12 protein-coding genes are annotated in these 14805 nt (G+C 69.6%); 6 read left to right on the plus strand and 6 right to left on the minus strand.

Features of this window, described 5'->3' with window-relative positions:
• The 3 genes from ACWDU1_RS17075 to ACWDU1_RS17085 all read right to left on the minus strand — a co-directional run.
• Positions 1–1939 (minus strand): tetratricopeptide repeat protein (locus ACWDU1_RS17075; protein WP_449999516.1); only part of this gene is annotated, 1939 nt, incomplete at its 3' end.
• Between the two features lie 9 nt (positions 1940–1948).
• Positions 1949–2944, minus strand: a complete 996-nt coding sequence (locus tag ACWDU1_RS17080) for a glutamate ABC transporter substrate-binding protein (RefSeq protein WP_449999518.1) — start codon at positions 2942–2944, stop codon at positions 1949–1951.
• Complete coding sequence (locus ACWDU1_RS17085; protein WP_449999520.1) at positions 2941–4299, minus strand: hypothetical protein; 1359 nt, start codon at positions 4297–4299, stop codon at positions 2941–2943. Before ACWDU1_RS17085 ends, ACWDU1_RS17080 begins: the two co-directional genes overlap by 4 nt.
• A 184-nt stretch (positions 4300–4483) precedes the next feature.
• Here ACWDU1_RS17085 and ACWDU1_RS17090 point away from each other — a divergent pair, with 184 nt between their 5' ends.
• Genes ACWDU1_RS17090 through ACWDU1_RS17100 form a run of 3 tightly spaced genes read left to right on the plus strand, consistent with a single transcriptional unit; the run spans position 4484 to position 6433 of the window.
• On the plus strand, positions 4484–5245 hold the full coding sequence (locus ACWDU1_RS17090; protein ID WP_449999522.1) for an NUDIX hydrolase: 762 nt from the start codon (positions 4484–4486) through the stop codon (positions 5243–5245).
• A 1-nt stretch (position 5246) separates the two neighbouring features.
• On the plus strand, positions 5247–5948 hold the full coding sequence (locus tag ACWDU1_RS17095) for a RibD family protein (protein ID WP_449999524.1): 702 nt from the start codon (positions 5247–5249) through the stop codon (positions 5946–5948).
• A gap of 29 nt (positions 5949–5977) precedes the next feature.
• Positions 5978–6433 carry a deaminase gene (locus ACWDU1_RS17100; RefSeq protein WP_449999526.1) on the plus strand — a complete coding sequence of 152 codons (456 nt, stop codon included), beginning with the start codon at positions 5978–5980 and terminating at the stop codon, positions 6431–6433.
• A 28-nt stretch (positions 6434–6461) separates the two neighbouring features.
• Here ACWDU1_RS17100 and ACWDU1_RS17105 read toward each other — a convergent pair whose 3' ends face one another.
• Both ACWDU1_RS17105 and ACWDU1_RS17110 read right to left on the minus strand, forming a co-directional pair.
• Positions 6462–6938 carry a hypothetical protein gene (locus ACWDU1_RS17105; RefSeq protein ID WP_449999528.1) on the minus strand — a complete coding sequence of 159 codons (477 nt, stop codon included), beginning with the start codon at positions 6936–6938 and terminating at the stop codon, positions 6462–6464.
• A gap of 110 nt (positions 6939–7048) precedes the next feature.
• Entirely contained in the window at positions 7049–7921 is an 873-nt protein-coding gene (locus tag ACWDU1_RS17110) for a P1 family peptidase (RefSeq protein WP_449999529.1), read from the minus strand.
• Between the two features lie 208 nt (positions 7922–8129).
• Here ACWDU1_RS17110 and ACWDU1_RS17115 point away from each other — a divergent pair, with 208 nt between their 5' ends.
• Both ACWDU1_RS17115 and ACWDU1_RS17120 read left to right on the plus strand, forming a co-directional pair.
• Entirely contained in the window at positions 8130–9221 is a 1092-nt protein-coding gene (locus tag ACWDU1_RS17115) for a fatty acid desaturase family protein (RefSeq protein WP_449999530.1), read from the plus strand.
• Between the two features lie 142 nt (positions 9222–9363).
• Positions 9364–9801 carry a DoxX family protein gene (locus tag ACWDU1_RS17120; RefSeq protein WP_449999532.1) on the plus strand — a complete coding sequence of 146 codons (438 nt, stop codon included), beginning with the start codon at positions 9364–9366 and terminating at the stop codon, positions 9799–9801.
• Positions 9802–9985: 184 nt separating this feature from the next.
• On the opposite strand, the gene dnaE is transcribed toward ACWDU1_RS17120, so the two are convergent.
• The gene (dnaE, locus tag ACWDU1_RS17125; RefSeq protein WP_449999533.1) at positions 9986–13519 is read right to left on the minus strand and encodes a DNA polymerase III subunit alpha; all 3534 of its coding nucleotides are present in this window, start codon (positions 13517–13519) and stop codon (positions 9986–9988) included.
• Positions 13520–13671: 152 nt separating this feature from the next.
• Here dnaE and ACWDU1_RS17130 point away from each other — a divergent pair, with 152 nt between their 5' ends.
• Positions 13672–14649 (plus strand): LysR family transcriptional regulator, encoded by a 978-nt coding sequence (locus ACWDU1_RS17130; protein WP_449999535.1) that lies wholly within the window; start codon positions 13672–13674, stop codon positions 14647–14649.
• Positions 14650–14805 lie beyond the last annotated feature (156 nt).

A 14805-nucleotide genomic window follows, 5' to 3' on the forward strand; every position in this document is an offset into this window, starting at 1 on the left:
GCCACGCGGTGGCGTAGAAGTTCTCCGCGAAATCGCGCCAGGCCCTGGTCTCGTCCGGCTCCCAGTGCTGCAGGACGAGTTCGGCGGTGGCGGCGAGCGCGAGTTTGGGCGCGGGCTCGCCGGGCAGGATCCGCAGCACCTCGTCGAATGCCGAATACGCCTTCTCGTAGTCCTTCTCGCGCAGGCCCGCGATACCGCTGTACCAGTCCAGCCGCCAGTCCCGGCGGTCGGCGCGCGGTATGGCCTCGAGCAGATCGTTCGCCTCGCGGGTCCGGCCGAGATCCAGCAGGATCCGGGCCTCCGCCAGCCGCAGTTCGAGCTCGATGTTCTCCGGCGCGGACGCGGGGTCCGCGGCGAGTTCCTCGCGCGCGTCGTGCAATGCGGCCAGCGCGCGGTCCGGATCGGCCTGCATCGTCGCGGTCAGCCGGGCCGCCGCCGGATCCGCCGGCGACAGTGCCGGGACGGGTAGCGCGGCCGCGACGGCGGCGGCCGACAGGTGGGTTTCACGGGCGATACCGTCGATGTAGGAGTCGGTCTGGCCGATCCACTCCTCGGTACCGAAGGCGGCCCGCTGTTTGCCGAAAACCGCGGACCGGTGCGGATGTTCGGCGCCGGTGTCCAGCGCGAGAATCTCGCGCAGCACCCCGGCGAGCTGATCGGCCATGGCCCCGGCCGAGACGAACCGGCGGTCGGGATCGGCATCGGTGGCGCACAGCAGGAGCCGGTGGAACGATTCGTACCGGTCCAGTATCCGTTCTTCCTCCGGCACCGGCAGACCGTCGCGGTAGGCCCCGTGCTCGGTGGGCATGTTCAGGGTGAGTACGGCCAGCGTGCGGCCGACGGTATAGATGTCGGAGGCCACCGTCGGCCCGGTGCGGGCGATCTCCGGCGCCTGGAAACCCCTGGTCCCGTACAGATTCCCGTAGGCCTCGATCGGAGCGACAGCGCCCAGGTCCAGCAGTTTCACCTGATCCTCGGTGACCATGATGTTGTCGGGTTTGAGGTCGTTGTAGGTGAGCCCGGTGGCGTGCAGATAGTCGAGGGCGGGCAGTACTTCGAGGATGTAGGCGATGGCCTGCGCTACCGGGATCCGTTCCGGCCGGGGACGGTCGTCGAGCATGCCGCGCAGCGAGCGGCCGCCCACGTACTCCATGACGATGAATCCGATCGGCTCGCCGGAATCCGGCCGGTGCTCGACGAAATTGTGGATCTTCACGATGCCGGGATGGGCCACCTCGGCGAGGAATTCGCGTTCGGCGACCGCCACCGCCTGCGCCTCGATATCGTCGGCGTGCAGCAGGCCCTTGAGCACCACCCAGCGGTCGCTGACGAACCGGTCGACGGCCAGATAGATCCAGCCGAGCCCGCCGTGGGCCAGGCAACCCTGCACCTCGTACTGCCCGGCGACCATATCGCCCGGTTCCAGGCTGGGCCGGAAATCGTAGGACGCGCCGCAGCCGGGGCAGGTGCCGCGGGTGGTGGCCGGTCCGGACGCGGACGCGCGGCCCACCGGTTTCCCGCAGCGCCAGCAGAACCGCTTTCCCTCCGCCACCACCGGATCGGCCAGCACCGCCGCGGCCGGATCGGCGGGCGGGATCGGGGGCACCTCCACCAGTCCGGCGACCAGAGTGCGCACGGTCGGCCGGGACCGCACGGTGCGACTGCTGCGGCCGGTGCGCATCTGCGCGCCGCTGCCCCGCCCCGATCCGGCCGAACTCGCGGTACCGACGCCCGCGGTACCGGGGAAGGCGGCCGTGCCGGCGACGGCCGCGGTGCCCGGCGTTATGGACGTTCCGACCAGAGCGGCTTCGGTCGCGACGGTGCCGGCCGACGGCTCCGGCTCGGGACCGGGCCGTTCCCGGCCGACTTCGACCGCACGGGTCGGCGGCGGCTCCGGAATGTCTCCGGAGCCGGCCGGGATACCGGACTCGTCGGTCACCACGCCGGATCAGTCCCGATAGGCGGCGGGCGGAGGTCCGGGTGAGGGTCCGAGGACCGCGAGCCATTGGTTGTAGAGCCGGTTCCAGGTGCCGTCGGCGCGGATCCGGTCGAGCGTGCCGTTGACGAACCGCACCAGATCGTCGTCGCCCTTGGGGATGCCGATTCCGTAGGGCTCCTCGCTGATACTCGGGCCCACGAGTTCGGTATGCGGATCCTGTGCGGCCAGCCCGGCCAGGATGGAGTCGTCGGTGCTGACCGCGTCCACCTGCCGCTGTTGCAGCACCACCAGGCAATCGGCCCAGGTGGGCACCGTCAGGATCGAGGCCTCGGGCTGGATCCGGTTGATGTGTTCGAGCGAGGTGGTGCCGCGGATCGTGCACACCCTCTTGTGCGCGAGATCCTTCAGGCTCTTGATCCCGGAATCCCGGACCGCCAGTACCCGCTGGTGGGCCTGCAGGTAGACGGTGGAGAAGGACACCCGTTGCAGCCGGGCGCAGTTCACGGTCATGGTCTTGACGACCATATCGACGCGGCGGTCCACCAGTGCCGCCTCCCGCTCCTCCGAGCCGAGGCTGCGGTATTCGATCCGGTCGGGGTCGCCGAAGAGGTCACGGGCGACCTCCCGCGCGATATCGGCGTCGAAGCCGACGATGACGCCGCTGTTGGGGTCGCGGAAGCTGAACAGATTGCTGCCGGTGTCCAGCCCCACCACCAGCCGCCCGCGGGCGCGGATCCGGTCCAGCACCGGGCCGGTCGCGCCCGGACCGGTCGGGCGCAGGCTCGCGGTGGGATCGCCGCAGGCGGGATCGTCGGGCACCCGGACCGTGGTGTCGGCGGGGATCATGGTGGCCTGGGCGGGTAGCGGGGGCTGGGCGTAGTCGCCGTGCGGTGTCGCGCTGCGCGGACCCGGACCGGCCGCGCAGCCGGCGAGCAACAGTGCGGTGCAGATCATCCCGGCGCGCACCGGCCGGGAACGGCGGAGCGCCCTACGCGCAGATCTCATCGATACTCCCGCAGTCGTGGCCAGATACCGAACGCTGTGTACGCCGCGGCCGCGATACCGAGTATGACCGCCCCGGGCGCCAGATAGTCGAGTACCCGCGCGCTGTGGAAAATATTGTCACGCAGTGTGTCCCGGGTATCGGAGATACCGGCGCCGAGCGCGCTGTCGAGTGCTTCCACATGAACGGTGGCGTTCTCGGCGCCCGGCCCCGTGGCGATGGTGGCGGCGCGGGCGAATTCCCCGCGGTTGAGCGCGTCGTTCATCCGCTGGTGCGCGGCCAGCCAGTGCAGCAGCGCGCCCCGCGCCTCGCTGGTGGCCGGATCCGTATGACCCGAGAGCAGTTCGTTGAGACGCGTGATATTGGCGTCGAAGACATGGTCGTAGTCGCCGGTGGTGTCGCGGCGCACCAGCTTCAGGGTTTCCGCCGACCGCGCCTGCTGGGCGAGGATACGGCTCTCGCTGAGGCGTGCGGCGGGGACGGTGCCGTCGGATCTGCCGCTGGACATGGCCATCGCCGACACCGAACCGGCGATCACGGTCCACAGCAGCAGGATGAACACCGCGCCGGAGGCCAGCAGCATGCCGGGGTTGAGGGTGCGGTGCCAGCCCCGGGCCAGCAGCCGCTGCGCCCAGACCAGCGCGGCCAGCGCGACCAGCAGCAATACGATCGCCGGCCACGGCGGCCGGACATGCCGCCCTTGCGCGGAGTCGACGGCGTCGGCCCGGCGCACGTACAGCTGTTCGGCGATCGGCAGCAACTCACTCTGCATCTGGTAGGAGGCCTCGCTCATATACGCGGCGCCCACCGGATGACCGGCCCTGTTGTTGGCTCGCGCGGTCTCCACCAGACCCGAGTACACCGGCAAACCGGAACCGATCCCGATCCGCTGCTCGTCGTCCAGTGCTCCGTCGCCGGACAGGCTCACCAGCTCGCCGCCCGCCTCGCCGAGAGCCTGGCTGTAACGGTCCCGTACCTGTTGCGGTTCCAGCCCGCCGGAGATGAAGGCGGTCGCCGCCGCCGCGTCGGCCACCGAGAGCGAGGTGTAGAGCCGGTGTGCGGCATGGGCGTCCGGTTCGGTGCCCGCCAGCAGGATATCGAGGTCGCGCTGCCGGTCGTGCACGGTCGCGGCGGTGAGCCCGCCCGAACCCAGGCACAGCAGCACCACGAGGAGACCGATACCGATGAGCCGTCCCGGCGACGATTGCGCGAACAGTTGTAAACGGGCCGGATCCAACCGTTTCCAGGCCCATTTCAACCTGGGACGAGAACTGTTCGCCGGCCCGGTCGCGGGCGCCGGTTCCGGGTGGGCCGGGTCGGGTTCGGAAACCACCCGATCCACCGCCAACCGCGTCATGTCCACCCTCCAACTCTGGGCGCCGGATGCGCTGTATCACTCGGCGGCGCGTACGGGATCTCGTTCACACCGCAGTCATGAGCGTATTAGGTATTGTCCACGCCCGCGCTACGACGCCCATACCGATCATTCCCGTATACGGGTACGGCAGGATGGTAAGGGACGGCGACGAGGGCGGTGTGAGATGCGCGGTGATGGAGACGGATGGGCTGTGAGCCCGGGCGGTGTGCGCCACTGGGGCCGCTTCGGTGCGGCCGGGCTGTTGCTGCGGGCCCCGCTCGGTACCGGCGGGGCGGCCGTATTACTGCAGCACCGGGCGCTGTGGAGTCACCAGGGCGGAACGTGGGCGTTGCCCGGCGGCGCCCGTGACAGCGACGAGTCGGCGGTGCACGCGGCGGTCCGGGAAGCCGACGAGGAGGCCGGGATCAAGGCCGCCGATATCGCGGTCCGCGCGCAACGGGTCACCGCCACCGCGCCCAGCGGCTGGACCTACACCACCGTGATCGCCGATGCCGGTAAACCGCTGCCCGTCCGCCCCAACATGGAAAGTGTGGAGCTGGCGTGGGTCCCCGAGGACGAGGTGGATCAACGGCCGCTGCACGCCGGTTTCGCCGACGCCTGGCCGGCTCTGCGGGCCACCTTCGCCCACCTCGATCCGGCGGAATGCGACCGGTCCGATGCCGCCGGCCTGGTCGCGGGCCTGCCGCGCACGATCGATCTCGGCGTGGAGTTCGTCTGGCTGCACGCCGACCCCGCCGGTCCCGGCGAGCGGGCGGTACTGCTCGATCCGCCGTATCCGCCGGAGACCGACGACGACGGTGCCTCCGCCCGGTCCGCGGCCGCGACGCACGGCGGTGATCCGGCCGCGGGGCTCGGCGCGACGGTCACTGGGCAGGCGCGGGTCCTGGGTATCCCGCGCGAACACGTACTGGGCCCGGAGCTCTGAGATGGATTCCGGCACCGGCCGGCGGCCGTATGTACTGCTGTCGGTGGCGGTGAGTGTGGACGGGTATCTGGACGATACGTCCGCCGAACGCCTGCTGCTCTCCAACGACGCCGATTTCGACCGCGTCGACGGGTTACGGGCCTGGGCGGACGCCGTACTCGTCGGCGCGGAGACCGTGCGGCGCGACAACCCCCGGCTGATCGTGAAAGACGAGAACCGGCGCCGGGAACGCCTGGCCGCCGGGAAACCGGCGTATCCGCGCAAGGTGACGGTGACCGCGAGCGGCGATCTGGATCCGGACGCCCGGTTCTGGGGCCCCGGCACAGCGGAGCATCCGCCGCTGGTCTACACGACAGAGGCGGGCGCGCGCCGGCTCGCCGACCGGCTCACCGAACCCGCCGAAGTGGTATCCCTCGGTATCGAGGTCGGATTCGGCGAACTGCTCGACGATCTCGGCGCTCGTGGGGTCGGGCGGCTGATGGTCGAGGGCGGCGGCCGGATCCATACCGCTTTCCTGGCCGGCGGCATGGCCGACGAATTGAGTGTCGCAGTCGGCCCCAATCTGGTCGGTGACGCGGATGCCCCGAGGTTCCTGCATCCGGCCCGTTTCCCGGGCGGCGCTACACACCGGATGGAACTGCTCGAGATCTCCCAGGTCGGAGATGTAGCGGTTCTGCGGTATCGGCCCCGGCGGTCCCCATGACTTCGAATCCGATGAGCACAGGAGGTGCGATGCCCGAACCCGGCCACCGGCAGTGGATGATGCGGGCGATCGAGCTGGCGCGGCGGAGCCCGGTGGTGGCGGGAGCGTTCTCGGTGGGCGCGGTGATCGTCGCCGACGGTGCGGAGATCGCCACCGGATACTCCCGGGAATCCGATCCCAAGGAGCATGCCGAGGAGGCGGCGCTGGCCAAACTGGACCCCGCCGACCCGAGGCTGCGCCGCGCGACCCTCTACAGCACGCTCGAGCCCTGTTCGGAGCGCGCGACCAAGAGCCGGCTGCCGTGCACCGATCGGGTCATCGCCGCCGGGATACCGACGGTTGTGATCGCCTGGCGGGAGCCCGCGACATTCGTCGAGAACTGTGTGGGCGTGGAGAAGCTGGAGACGCACGGGGTGCGGGTGCTGGAACTACCGGAGCTGGCCGAGGCGGCGATGGAGATGAACCGGCACCTCGATCTCTCCTGATCCGGGCGCCCGTGCCGTCCGGCGCGGGTCAGAAAACCGCTTCCGCGGACGGTGGGTTGAGTACGGTGACGGCGACGCTGCGGCCGCTGCCCCAGGTGACGCTGCCGCCCAGCTCCTCCACGGTGCGGCCGTCGCACCGGGTGGGTTTCACGGTGAGCGAGGCGGTATTGGCGAGCATCCGGCTGGCGGCGTCCACGGTCATCTTCACCGTCAGCTCGGCGGTCCCGGGATCGATGTTCCAGGTGCCCCGGTAACCCTGGGCCCGGCTGTCCGGCGCCGCCAGGACCACGGGAAACGCGGCCTTCCGGTTCGGCAGGAGGCGGAAGGCCGCCGGTGCGGGGTGGTCGTGGCCGGCATCGGGATAGCCGACTGTCAGAGGGAGAACGCCGCTGTAGGACTGCAGGCTCGTACCGCAGGCCGGGTCGGCGTGCGCGGGCCCGCCGACTCCGGCGGCCGCGGTGGTTCCGGCGGCCAGCAGGATGGCGCACATCACACGACGAAACAACTCGTGCTCCTCTCCGAAGAGTGATCGAAAATTGCTATGAGTCGCGCAACCTGTCTTCGGAGCCGTCGGCCTTCCGGATCGGCCGCACCGCGTCTACCTGCGGTATCGGGTCAGCTATCGGTGGTCGCGACGGAACGGATCGCGTCGACCACGGCGGCCAGGGCCATCAGGCGGACGGTATCGACGTGGGCGTCGACCGCGCCGGTGGCCGCGGCCACGAAACCGTCACCGTCGAAACGGGTGTGCGGCGGAGTGAGCGCACGCGACAGCCCGTCGTGCGCACCCTGGGCGACTATGCGGCAGCCGGGTTTGTCCAGCCGGGCATTGGTGACGACCGCGCCGATGGTGGTGTGGGCGCGCGCATGGTCGAACTCGAACCCGCCCGCCAGGCGGGCCACGGCGTCCAACTCGATCTCGGCGCCGCCGAGATCGATATCGCCGAAGGCGTTCACCGCGCACAACGCGCCGACCACCAGCTCGCCGAGACGGCGTTCGGCATAGCCGAGCCCACCCGGCTGCCGCTGCCCCGGCCCGCGCCAATGCGCGGTGTAGGCGCCGGTGCCCGCGCCGAGCCGGCCACGCAGGATTTGCGGTCCGGCGCTCGCCCCGGCCGCCAGATACCCCGATTCCGCGGTCGGCCGTGCGGTGGGATCGCCCGCGCCGAGATCGAACAGGGCCAGGGTGGGGACGATCGGAACCCGCCCGGCCGGTGTCGGGACACCGCGGCCCTGCTGCTCCAGATACCGCAGAACTCCGTCCGCGGCCGCGAGGCCGAAGGCCGAACCGCCGGTCAGAACGACGGCGTCCACGGAGACCACCGCCTTGTCGGGAGACAAGGCGTCGAGTTCGCGACTGGCCGGCGCGCCGCCGCGCACCTCGCAGGAGGCGACGGTGCCCTCGGGGAGCACCAGGACGGTGCAGCCCGTCTGCCCTTCGGCGTCGGTCCAGTGGCCGACCTGGACGCCGGGGATGCCGATACCCATCCGATCTCCGATCTGTATTCGACGGCATTGCTCGAATCCGTTGGTACGCCCTCGATCATGGCACCGATCGCCGGACCCGCACCGACTGCCGGGAACCGATCGGGAGAGTTCACCGGTCCCGGGTAGTCTGCAGACGACAGTCGATGAGGACGTGCCCCGCCGTGACCTCCCGGCGCAGTGACATCTCTGCAGAGATCGGTGAAGAAATATGACGGCTCGTGCCGCCGAACGTCCCCCCATGGTCGAATCCGCGCCCTCGCCCCCGCTCGCCGATCCACCCGTGCGCACCGCGCGGCGCAGTGACTATTCGGTACTGCTGAACCGGGTGCGGGACGCGGGCCTGCTGGACCGGCGGCCCGGTTACTACGTCCGGAGGGGCACGGCTGCCACGCTGGCGCTGCTCGCCGGCTGGGTGGCGGTGGTGTGGATCGGCGATTCGTGGTGGACGCTGGCCGCGGCGGTATTCCTGGCGGCGGTCTTCCCCCAGTTCGCCTTCCTCGGCCACGATGCCGGGCACCGGCAGATCACCGGTAACCGCCGGCGCGACCACCTGCTCGGATTGTTCTTCGGCAATCTCGCGATCGGGGTGAGTATCGGCTGGTGGACGAGTAATCACAACCGGCACCACGCCCATCCCAACACCGAGGACGCCGACCCCGACATCATGGGCGTGCTGGCCCACTCCAGCGCGCGGGCCCGCGCGGGTCGCGGTATCCGCCGGTTCATCTTCCGGTATCAGGGCTGGTTGTTCTTCCCGATGCTGCTGCTCGAGGGCTGGAGCCTGCACGGCGCGAGCGTCAAGGCGGTGGTCCGCCGCGATATCGGCAACCGGTGGGCGGAGTCGGCGACGCTGCTCGCCCATGCCGCCGGTTACCTCGCCGTGGTGTTCACGGTGCTCTCGCCCGGGAAGGCGATCGTGTTCATCCTGCTCCAGCAGGGGTTGTTCGGCCTCTACATGGGCATCACCTTCGCGCCGAACCACAAGGGCATGACCGTGTTCCCGGCGGGCGACAATACCGACTACCTGCGCCGTCAGGTGCTCAGTTCGCGCAATGTGCGGGGCGGGCCGGTGATCGATACAGCCTTCGGCGGGCTCAACTATCAGATCGAGCACCACCTCTTCCCGTCCATGCCCCGCCCGAACCTCCGCCGGGCCCAGCCGATGGTGGCGCAGTACTGCGCCGAGATCGGCGTCCCCTATTGCGAGACCGGTTTCGTCGCCTCCTACACCAGGTCGGTGGGGCATCTGAACACCGTCGGGAAATCTCTTCGCGAAGAGCCCGTCGTCGGAGTCGGTTGACGCGGTCCGGACTGTCCGGCCGGCGCGCCCGGGTCGTACCCGCCGAATCGGTGCGCGCGGCAGCGATGACTTCTCGGGCCATGTTCCGTCTTATCGGTTGAACGCGCTACCAACCCGGCGCGACCGACCCGAAGGACCGGATATGACCACCGCCGACCCCACCGCGAACTACTCCACCGCCGCCACCTACCGTCCCGGCAGGATCCGCAACCGGGTCCTGTGGACCCTGCAGATCCTGCTCGGCCTGTTCTTCATCATCGCCTCCGGCGGACCGAAGCTGGTGATGCCGAACTCACTGGTCGAGAACGCCCCGGAGAATCTGACCATCCCGTTCGGGCTGCTCATCTTCATCGGAGTGGTCGAGGTCGCGGGCGGTATCGCCCTGATGGTGCCGCGCCTGAGCGCGCTGGCCGCCGCCGGGCTGTCCGTTCTCACCGTCCTGGCGGCCGGGACACAGGCGTTCCTGGCCGGAGAGCCCGCCATGGCGATCTTCCCGCTGGTCCTCGCCGCGATCTTCGCCTGGATCGCCTATGAGCGGCGGGCCACGATCGCCGATCTGCGCAACTCGCTCACCCGGTGACCGATAGCTGAATACGACCGGCGATCGGTGGGTTCACCCACCGATCGCCGATCGTGCGTTCCGGATCGATCGCCTGTCGGGTTGGCGGCGATCGGTCCCGCGGCCATCTGGCCCGCGGTGCCCCGCGGTGGGCGCCGCGCCAGATGGCCGTTCCCTGCGCGAGGGGCGCGTGTCCACGGTGTGGTCAGCGCAGGCAGCCGGGCCCGAACAACGCTTTGAGTTCACCCATCAGCCCCGGTGATGCGGTGATCCGGAACCGCGGATCGAGCGCGAGCAGTTGTGGGCCACGGGCGCCGATCAGCTCGATCCTGATCTCGGTGCCGCCGGGGTGGGCTTCCAGGACCTCTCGCAGGGCCCGCACCGATCCGGGGGTGCAGTCGGCGCTGGTGACGGTCAAGGTCAGCGCCGGGCCGGCGCCCGCGTTGCGCAGATCCGGTGCCGTGATCCGGTCGCCGAGCAGAGAACGACGGCCGTCACGCACGCTGACCTGTGCTTCCATCCGGACCACGGCGTCTTCGACGAGTAGCCCGGCGGCTTGCGCGTAGGCGTCGGGGAAGAACAGGACCTCGGCGGCGGCCTCGAGGGCTTCGAGCCGCACGATCGCCCATGGATCACCCTTCTTGGTGACCCGCCGGTCGATTCCCGCGATGATCCCGGCCGCCGTGATCCGGCGGCCGTGCGGCACCGTGCCGTCCCGCAGCGCCGCGATCGGCGTATCGCCGGATATGGCCAGGACGCCCGCGATGTCGTCCAGCGGATGGCCGGATACATACAGTCCCAGCATCTCCCGTTCGAAGGCGAGCCGCGGCCGGGTCTCCCATTCCTCCTGCGGGACCGGGACCTCGAACACGGACCCGGTTTCCGGATCGCCGGTCTCCCCCGAGAACAGATCGAATTGACCGCGTGCGGCGGCCTTCTTGGTGCTCATCACGGTGTCGACGGCGTCGGCGTGGATCAGGTGCAGACCCTTGCGCGGATGCCCCAGCGAATCGAACGCACCGGCCTTGACCAGCGATTCGACCACCTTCTTGGCGCAGGCCACGGTATCCACCCGGGCCAGGTAGTCGGAGAACCCGCTGAACGCGCCGCACCGGCGGGCCCGCAGCACCGCCGCCACGACCGGTTCCCCGACATTACGGACCGCGCCCAATCCGAACCGGATATCGGCGCCGACGCTGGTGAAGCCGGAGGCCGATTCGTTGACATCCGGCGGCAGCACCCGGATCCCGCGCTTGCGGCAGTCGGCGAGGTACACCGCCGATTTGTCCTTGTCGTCGCGCACCGAGGTGAGCAGGGCGGCCATGAATTCGGCGGGATGGTTGGCTTTGAGATAGGCCGTCCAATACATCACCAGGCTGTATCCGGCGGCATGGGATTTGTTGTACGCGTACCCCGCGAAGGGCAGCACCGCCTCCCACAGCGCGGTCACCGCCTCGTCGCGATATCCGTTGGCGCGCATACCGTCGCGGAAGTTCTCGAACTCCAGGGCCAGGACCTCCGGTTTCTTCTTCCCCATCGCGCGGCGCAGCAGATCGGCCTGACCGAGCGAATACCCCGCGACCTGTTGCGCGATCTGCATGATCTGTTCCTGGTACACGATCAGCGCGTAGGTCTCGGCGAGGATTTCGCGCAGCGGTTCGTCGAGTTCGGGGTGGATCGGGCGCACGGCTTCGCGGCCGTTCTTGCGATCGGCGTAGGCCCAGTGCGCGCCGACTCCCATCGGCCCGGGCCGGTACAGGGCGTTGGAGGCCACCAGATCGTTGAACTCGGTGGGCGCCATCCGCAACAGCAGTTCCCGCATTCCGGCCGAATCCATCTGGAACACACCGAGGTTGTCCCCGCCCGCGAGCATGGCGTAGGTGGCGGGGTCGTCGAGGGCCAGGGTGTCGAGATCGATCTCGATACCGCGGTTGTCGCGGATGTTGTCGAGGCAGTCGCCGATCACGGTGAGTGTGCGCAGGCCCAGGAAATCCATTTTGAGCAGGCCGATCGCCTCGCACGACGGATAGTCCCAGCCGGTGATGACCGCGCCGTCCTGCGGGCGTTTCCACAGCGGCACCACATCGAGTAGCGGTTCGCTGGACAGGATCACCGCGCAGGCGTGCACGCCGGCGCCGCGCACCATGCCCTCGAGTCCGGCCGCGGTGTCGTAGATCCGGCGCATATCGGGGTCGGCGTCGATGAGCGCCCGCACCGGCGCCGCCTCGCCGTAGCGTTCGTGGCCGGGGTCGGTGATTCCGGCGACCGAGATGTCCTTGGCGGCCACGGGCGGCGGCAGCGCCTTGGTGATCCGGTCGGCGAGCGCGAAACCGGGCCGGCCGAACTGGACTCGGGCGGCGTCCTTGAGGGCGGCCTTGGTCTTGATGGTGCCGAACGTGATCACCTGCGCCACTTTGTCCGCGCCCCAGCGTTCGGTGGCGTAGCGGATCATCTCGCCGCGGCGCCGGTCGTCGAAATCGATATCGATATCGGGCGCCGAGGGCCGTTCGGGGTTCAGGAACCGTTCGAACAGCAACCCGTGTTCGATGGGGTCGATATTGGTGATCCCCAGCGCGTAGGCGACCAGCGACCCGGCCGCCGAGCCGCGGCCGGGGCCGACCCGGATACCCACCCGCCGGGCATGCGCCACCAGATCTCCCACCACCAGGAAATAGGCGGGAAAACCCTTGTCGCGGATGATGTCCAGCTCGTAGCCGGCGCGGGTGTGGTAGCTGCCGGGAACCCCGCCGGGGAAGCGCCAGCGGAGTCCGGCGGCCACCTCGTGCCGTAGCCAGCTGTCCTCGGTATGCCCCTCCGGCACCGGGAAGACCGGCATCCGGTCCCGGAATTCCCAGACCTCGTCATACGGTTCGATGCGTTCGGCCACCGCCAGCGTGGTGTCGCAGGCGCCGGGTACCTCGTCGTCCCACAGCGCCCGCATCTCGGCCGGGGATTTCAGGTAGTAGCCGTCGCCGCCGAACCGGAAACGCGCCGGATCCGAGAGTGTCCGGCCGGTCTGCACGCACAGCATCGCCTCGTGCGCGTCCGCCTGATGCCGCACCACATAGTGGCAGTCGTTGGTGGCCAGCGGCGTCAGCCCGACCCTCTCGCCCACGGCGAGCAGATCCGTCCGCACCCGCCGTTCGATCGACAGGCCGTGATCCATCACCTCGAGCAGGAAGTTCTCCGGGCCGAAGATATCGCGCCACCGCCCGGCCGCCGCACAGGCGGCATCGAATTGCCCCAGCCGCAACCGCGTTTGCACTTCGCCGGACGGGCAGCCGGTGGTGGCGAGCAGACCTTCCGCGTGTTCGGCGATCAACTCGGCGTCCATGCGGGGCCATTTCCCGAGCTGTCCCTCGAAGGAGGCCCGCGACGACAACCGGAACAGGTTGCGCAGCCCGGCGGCGTCGCGGGCGAACAACGTCATATGCAGGTAGGCGCCGGAACCGGAGATATCGTCGGACTTCTGCGACGGATCGCCCCAGAAGACCCGCTTGTTCGACAACCGCGACTCCGGCGCGACATACGCCTCGATACCGATGACCGGTTTCACCGGGGACTGCCGGGAACGCCGGAAGAACTCCGCCGCACCGTACATATTGCCGTGATCGGTCATCCCCACCGCCGGCATGCCCAGGCGCTCGGCCTCGGTGAACAGCGGGTCCACCTTGGCCATACCGTCGAGCATCGAGTACTCGGTGTGGTTGTGCAGATGCACGAAAGAAGCGGTCGCCATGGATACCCCGTGCCGTCGATCCGTATACCGTCCGGTTGTCGTATCCGGGCGGCGTATATGGTCGTTCGCGGTACATATGACCAGTAAGAATGTGGTCAGTCGAACAATAGGCACGCGTGATACGACAACTGATGGATGTAGGTGGAGCCACGGTGACCGATCTCGATCTGGCGGCTGTGCGGGCTTTTCTGGCGGTGGCCGACGAGGGGCAGTTCGGGCTGGCCGCCGGGGTGCTCGGTATCAGTCAGCAGGCGGTGTCCAAACGGATCGCGCGATTGGAAGGGCAACTCGGGACCGCGCTCTTCGACCGGGTCCCGACCGGGGCTCGGCCGACCGCGGCGGCGGTGCGGTTCGGCACGCACGCGCGGGCGCTGCTGGCCTTGGCCGACGAGGCGGTCGCCACCGTAAGCGGGCATCCCGGACCACTGCGGGTGGCGGTGCTGGGGGAGCGTCTGGCCGATACGCGGGCGGTGCGTTTCTTTATGGCCCGCGAACCTGGTGCCGATATCGAACTGGTTCTCACCAACAGTCGGGTGACCTCTCGCGACGCCTTGCTGAGCGGGCGCGCGGATGTCGCGTTCGCCCGTGCGTACGGTGGCCCGCGACCGCTACCCGACAAGATCGCCGCAATCCCCGCGTACCTCGATGTGCTGCATCTGCTGGTCGGCAGGGATCATCCGCTGGCCGGCCGCGAGGCGGTCGCACTTGCCGAACTCGCGGGGGAGACCGTTTGGGTGCCCGGCGCGGCGGTGCCGTCGGAATGGGCCGACTTCTACGAGAGCCTGAGCCGGTTCAGCGGTGTGATCGTCGACCGCACGCCCCGTGCGGAGCTCTTCCCCGACGCCGATCGCGGTCCGGCTCCGATCGAGGCGCTGCTGGACCATATCGCCGGTTCCGCCACGTTGTCGACGTTCAACGGCGACGGGTTCGAGCTGCCCTGGCACCCGCATATCCGCCGGGTCCGGGTGGTCGACCCCACTCCGGCCTACCCGCACGCGCTGCTGTGGGACCGCACCGATCCGCACCCCGGGCTGGCTGCCCTGATCGCCCACTTCCGGGACGGCTACAACCGTGACGCCGCGCGCGGGTGCTGGCTGCCCGAGCCCGACCGTGACCTGTTCCTGCCCTGAACACCCGCCGGTCGGGCTCGACACCGGTACCGCCGGTCCGGTCGAGGCCGGTCGTCCCGGCGTACGCGCGGGCAGGCCGCGAATCGGCCCGCCGACGCTCCCACCCGCGGTTGCCGGTCGAGGACCGGCTCAGGACGAACTGACCCGGTATATCCG

It is taken from the genome of Nocardia sp. NPDC003345 (assembly GCF_053589395.1).